We start from the raw sequence: 5201 nt of genomic DNA on the forward strand, positions 1-5201 counted from the left end.
CGCCAACTCCCGTCAGAGCCTGTGGATAACTTCGGTGACATACATCACCGCCCCGCCGACGACACGACGAGACGTGACGACGTAACAAAAAGAAGCGGTCCTCCTCCGGACTTTCATCCGGAGGAGGACCGCTTCCTCATGGTGCGCGAGGGGGGAGTTGAACCCCCACGCCCTTTCGGGCACTGGAACCTGAATCCAGCGCGTCTGCCTATTCCGCCACCCGCGCATGGGTGTTGTCTTTGGGTCTCTCACTGTGTGGTGCGAGCGCCTGCCGACATCCAGAAGATTAGCACGCTGGAGAGGGTGGATTCACATCCGTATTCGGCGGGCACCTGCCAAGGGATCCGCCCCCCGAACGAGCCGGGCCGCGCCCGACGAGCCCGGCGAGGTCCGGGGCCGGGTGCGGGACACTGGCTCGGGGCCCCCTCTACGATCCCTGGTAAGAGGAGACTCGAGCAGCCGCCCCCAGCAGCTGCCCGGAAGGGTTTCCGGATCCGAAGATCAGGGCTTCGTCAGGGGTCCTGGGAGGATCCCTGGAGGCCAGGCGCGGGCATGCCTTGTGAGAGGCGACACTCGTCGACCGGGCGGACAGGGGGAACCAGCCGATTTCCCGACGCGTGGATACGATCAGTAAGCAGTACCAGGATGACTACGACGGAGGAGGTGCCCCATGGGAGTCCTGAAGAAGTTCGAACAGCGACTTGAAGGTCTGGTCAACGGCACCTTCGCCAAGGTGTTCAAGTCCGAGGTCCAGCCCGTCGAGATCGCCGGCGCCCTCCAGCGCGAGTGCGACAACAACGCGACGATCTGGAACCGCGAGCGGACCGTCGTCCCCAATGACTTCATCGTGGAGCTCAGCGCACCCGACTTCGAGCGCCTGAGTCCCTACTCCGGACAGCTCGGCGACGAGCTCTCCGGCATGGTGCGCGACTACGCCAAGCAGCAGCGCTACAGCTTCATGGGCCCCATCAAGGTCCACCTGGAGAAGGCCGAGGATCTCGACACCGGCCTGTATCGCGTCCGCAGCCGCACCCTCGCCTCCAGCACCTCCCAGTCTCCTGAGCAGGGCGCCGCGGGCCCCGGCGCCGGTGGCTCCGGTTCCGGCCGCCCCAGCGGCCCCAGTGGTCCCGCGGCCCCCGGCCGCGGCGCGGGCGGCGGCTATGGCTATCCGCAGCCGCCCTCCGCGACTCCCGGCGGCGCACCTCCGATGCCGGCGGCACCACCGCCCGGCGGAGCCCGCCCCGGCGGCCAGTCCCCGGCAGCCGCCAGACCCCCGGGTCCCGGCGCCGGATCGCTCCCGGGCGCCCAGGTGCGGCGCTGGATCGAGATCAACGGCAATCGCCATCAGATCTCCCGCCCGACGCTGGTGCTGGGACGCAGCACCGACGCCGATGTGCGGATCGACGACCCCGGCGTCTCGCGCCGGCACTGTGAGATCCGGACCGGAACGCCCTCGACGATCCAGGATCTCGGGTCTACCAACGGCATCGTGGTAGACGGGCAGCACACCACCCGCGCTACGCTCCGCGACGGCTCGCGGATCGTCGTGGGCCAAACCACCATCGTTTACCGGCAAGCCGAAGGGTGAAGCGGGGGCAATGTCAGAGCTGACCCTGACGGTCATGCGGCTAGGTTTCCTAGCCGTTCTGTGGCTGTTCGTGATCGTGGCCGTCCAGGTCATCCGCAGCGACCTGTTCGGAACGCGCGTCACACAGCGCGGTTCGCGCCGCGAGCGGCCGCAACAGGCCGCCCGACCGCAGCAGGCCGCAACACCACCGCCGCAGCGCCAGCAGCAGAGCGGCGGCGGCCGCCAGCGCCGCGGCGCTCCCACCAAGCTGGTCGTCTCCGAGGGCATCCTCGCCGGGACGACGGTCGCGCTGCAGGGCCAGACCATCACGCTGGGCCGTGCGCACGATTCGACGATCGTGCTGGACGACGACTACGCCTCCAGCAGGCATGCCAGGATCTACCCGGACCGTGACGGCCAGTGGATCGTCGAGGATCTCGGGTCCACCAACGGCACGTATCTCGACCGGACCCGACTCACCACCCCGACGCCCATTCCGCTGGGCACGGCGATCCGCATCGGCAAGACCGTCATCGAGCTGCGGAAGTAGTGCTACGTCATGAAAGAGCGCGAGCGGAGCGAGCGAGCCGAAGCGGCTGTCCAGGCACTGGACGCCGGCGCGCTCCCGACCGGAGGGTGGGCACCGTGCGGATGTACCCGGAGCCGACGGGCGAGGTGCGCATGAGTCTGTCTTTGCGTTTCGCCGCCGGATCGCACAAAGGCATGATCCGGGAGGGGAACGAGGACTCCGGTTACGCCGGCCCCCGTCTCCTCGCCATCGCCGACGGCATGGGGGGCCAGGCCGCGGGTGAGGTGGCGAGTTCCGAGGTCATCTCGACGCTCGTCACGCTCGACGACGACGTCCCCGGCTCGGACATCCTGACGTCGCTCGGCACGGCCGTGCAGGGGGCCAACGACCAGCTGCGCCTGATGGTCGAGGAGGACCCCCAGCTCGAGGGCATGGGGACGACCCTGACCGCCCTCCTGTGGACGGGCCAGCGCCTCGGTCTCGTGCACGTCGGCGACTCGCGCGCGTATCTCCTGCGGGACGGCGTCCTCACGCAGATCACGCAGGACCACACCTGGGTGCAGCGCCTCGTCGACGAGGGCCGCATCACCGAGGAAGAGGCCACCACCCACCCGCAGCGCTCCCTGCTGATGCGCGCGCTGGGCAGCGGTGACCACGTCGAGCCGGACCTCTCCATCCGCGAGGTCCGCGCCGGCGATCGCTACCTGATCTGCTCGGACGGCCTCTCCGGAGTCGTCTCGCACCAGACCATGGAGGACACCCTCGCCTCCTACCAGGGCCCGCAGGAGACCGTGCAGGAGCTGATCCAGCTCGCGCTGCGCGGCGGCGGCCCCGACAACATCACGGTGATCGTCGCCGACGTCCTGGACATCGACAGCGGCGACACCCTCGCCGGCCGGCTCTCCGACACCCCCGTGGTCGTCGGCGCGGTCGCCGAGAACCAGCTCCAGGCCCAGGACGACGGCGCCATGCAGACGCCCGCGGGCCGCGCCTCCGGCCTCGGCCGTCCGGTGCCGCCGCAGACGCCCCACGGCCAGGGCGGCGGCTTCGGCCCGCCCGGCAGCGGCGACACCACGGGGTACGTCCCCGAGGGCAGCTTCGGGGCGTATGACGACGAAGACTTCGTGAAGCCCGGCAGCAACCGCAAGTGGCTCAAGAGATCCCTCTACACGGTGCTCGCGCTCGCGGTGATCGGCGGCGGCCTCTACGGCGGCTACCGCTGGACCCAGACCCAGTACTACGTGGGCACGAAGGACAAGCACATCGCGCTCTACCGCGGCATCGACCAGGACCTGGCGTGGGTCAGCCTGTCAAAGGTCGAGAAGGACCACCCCGAGATCGAACTCAAGTACCTGCCGCCGTACCAGCGCAAGCAGGTCGAGGCCACCATCGCCGAGGGCAACCTCGACGAGGCCGAGAGCAAGATCCAGGAGCTGGGCCTCCAGGCCTCGGCGTGCAAGAAGGACGCCGAGCGCCGCCAGGCCGAGCGGGAGAACAACGCACGGACCGGCGAGGGCGAGGCGGGCGGCGCGAGCGGCCTGACCAGGGCCCCGGGCGACGACCCCACCACGAACCCGTCGTCGGACCCGACCGGCAAGAACGACAAGAACAGCACGACCGACAAGAACAAGTCCAAGACCGCACCGACTCCCACACCCGGCCCCAGCCTCTCCGAGGATGAGCAGAAGCTGGTCCCGCTGTGCGGTAAGCAGTAAGCAGCCGTTGGGGGCCTCTGCACGCCATGAGCAGTACTACACACACGTCGACGATCGGCGCGATCGGGGCGCCGAGCCGGCGCAACACCGAGCTCGCGCTGCTCGCGTTCGCGGTCGTCATCCCGTTGTTCGCCTATATGAACGTGGGCCTCGCCCTCACCGGCGAGGTGCCCACCGGCATGCTCGGGTACGGGATGGGGCTCGGCCTGCTCGCAGGCGTCGGCCACATCGTCGTACGCAAGTTCGCCGCGTATGCGGATCCGTTGCTGTTGCCGCTGGCCACGCTGCTCAACGGCCTCGGGCTTGTGATCATCTGGCGGCTCGACCAGTCGGAGAAGCTCCAGCAGCGCAAGAACTTCGTCGAGGCCGCGCCGAACCAGCTGATGTACTCCGCGATCGGCGTCGCGCTCTTCGTCGGTGTGCTGCTTCTGCTCAAGGACCACCGCGTCCTGCAGCGCTACACGTACATCTCCATGGTCGGCGCCCTCGTCCTGCTGCTGCTGCCGCTCGTGCCGGGCCTCGGCATGGACGTCTTCGGCGCCAAGATCTGGATCCGGGTCGGCGGATTCTCCATCCAGCCCGGTGAGTTCGCGAAGATCGTCATCGCGATCTTCTTCGCCGGCTATCTGATGGTGAAGCGCGACGCCCTCGCCCTGGCCAGCCGCCGCTTCATGGGGCTGTACCTGCCGCGCGGCCGCGACCTCGGCCCGATCATCGTCGTCTGGGCGATGTCGATCCTGATCCTCGTCTTCGAGACCGACCTCGGTACGTCGCTGCTGTTCTTCGGCATGTTCGTCGTGATGCTCTACGTCGCCACCGAGCGCACCAGCTGGATCGTGTTCGGTCTGCTGATGTCCGCCGTCGGCGCCGTCAGCGTGGCCTCTTTCGAGCCCCACGTGCAGCAGCGTGTGGACGCCTGGCTGAACCCGTTCTCCGATGCGGTCATCCAGAACAACAGCGACCAGATCGCCCAGTCCCTGATGGCCTTCGGCTCCGGCGGTGTCCTCGGCACCGGACTCGGCCAGGGCCACTCCGACCTCATCGGCTTCGCCGCCAACTCCGACTTCATCCTCGCCACCTTCGGCGAGGAGATGGGTCTGGCCGGCGTCATGGCGATCCTGCTGATCTACGGCCTGATCGTCGAGCGCGGTGTCCGCACGGCGCTCGCCGCCCGCGACCCGTTCGGCAAGCTCCTGGCGATCGGCCTCTCCGGAGCCTTCGCCATCCAGGTCTTCGTCGTCGCCGGCGGCGTCATGGGCCTGATCCCGCTGACCGGTATGACCATGCCCTTCCTGGCGTACGGCGGTTCGTCCGTCATCGCCAACTGGGCGCTGGTCGGCATCCTGATCCGGATCAGCGACACCGCGCGCCGCCCCGCCCCGTCCCCCGC

At 68.8% G+C, this 5201-nt stretch carries 4 protein-coding genes and 1 tRNA gene; 4 read left to right on the forward strand and 1 reads right to left on the reverse strand.

The features are described from left to right. Positions 1-139: 139 nt before the first annotated feature. Positions 140-226: transfer RNA gene (locus GKQ77_RS27080), tRNA-Leu, on the reverse strand. Between the two features lie 444 nt (positions 227-670). On the opposite strand from GKQ77_RS27080, the gene GKQ77_RS27085 reads away from it, so the two are divergent. The 4 genes from GKQ77_RS27085 to GKQ77_RS27100 all read left to right on the forward strand — a co-directional run. Then, positions 671-1588, forward strand: coding sequence for an FHA domain-containing protein (locus GKQ77_RS27085; protein ID WP_219691555.1), 918 nt, complete (start codon positions 671-673; stop codon positions 1586-1588). A 10-nt stretch (positions 1589-1598) separates the two neighbouring features. Then, positions 1599-2117, forward strand: a complete 519-nt coding sequence (locus GKQ77_RS27090; RefSeq protein ID WP_219691556.1) for an FHA domain-containing protein FhaB/FipA — start codon at positions 1599-1601, stop codon at positions 2115-2117. A 131-nt stretch (positions 2118-2248) separates the two neighbouring features. Beyond that, entirely contained in the window at positions 2249-3811 is a 1563-nt protein-coding gene (locus GKQ77_RS27095) for a Stp1/IreP family PP2C-type Ser/Thr phosphatase (RefSeq protein ID WP_219691557.1), read from the forward strand. 26 nt (positions 3812-3837) lie between these two features. Beyond that, positions 3838-5201 (forward strand): FtsW/RodA/SpoVE family cell cycle protein (locus GKQ77_RS27100; protein WP_219691558.1); only part of this gene is annotated, 1364 nt, incomplete at its 3' end.

This window comes from Streptomyces anatolicus, from assembly GCF_019400875.1.
Classification (GTDB): Bacteria; Actinomycetota; Actinomycetes; order Streptomycetales; family Streptomycetaceae; genus Streptomyces; species Streptomyces anatolicus.

Coding starts and splice junctions, on each gene's coding strand:
- GKQ77_RS27085 (WP_219691555.1), top strand. CDS start 671: ATGGGAGTCCTGAAGAAGTTCGAACAGCGACTTGAAGGTCTGGTCAAC.
- GKQ77_RS27090 (WP_219691556.1), top strand. CDS start 1,599: ATGTCAGAGCTGACCCTGACGGTCATGCGGCTAGGTTTCCTAGCCGTT.
- GKQ77_RS27095 (WP_219691557.1), top strand. CDS start 2,249: ATGAGTCTGTCTTTGCGTTTCGCCGCCGGATCGCACAAAGGCATGATC.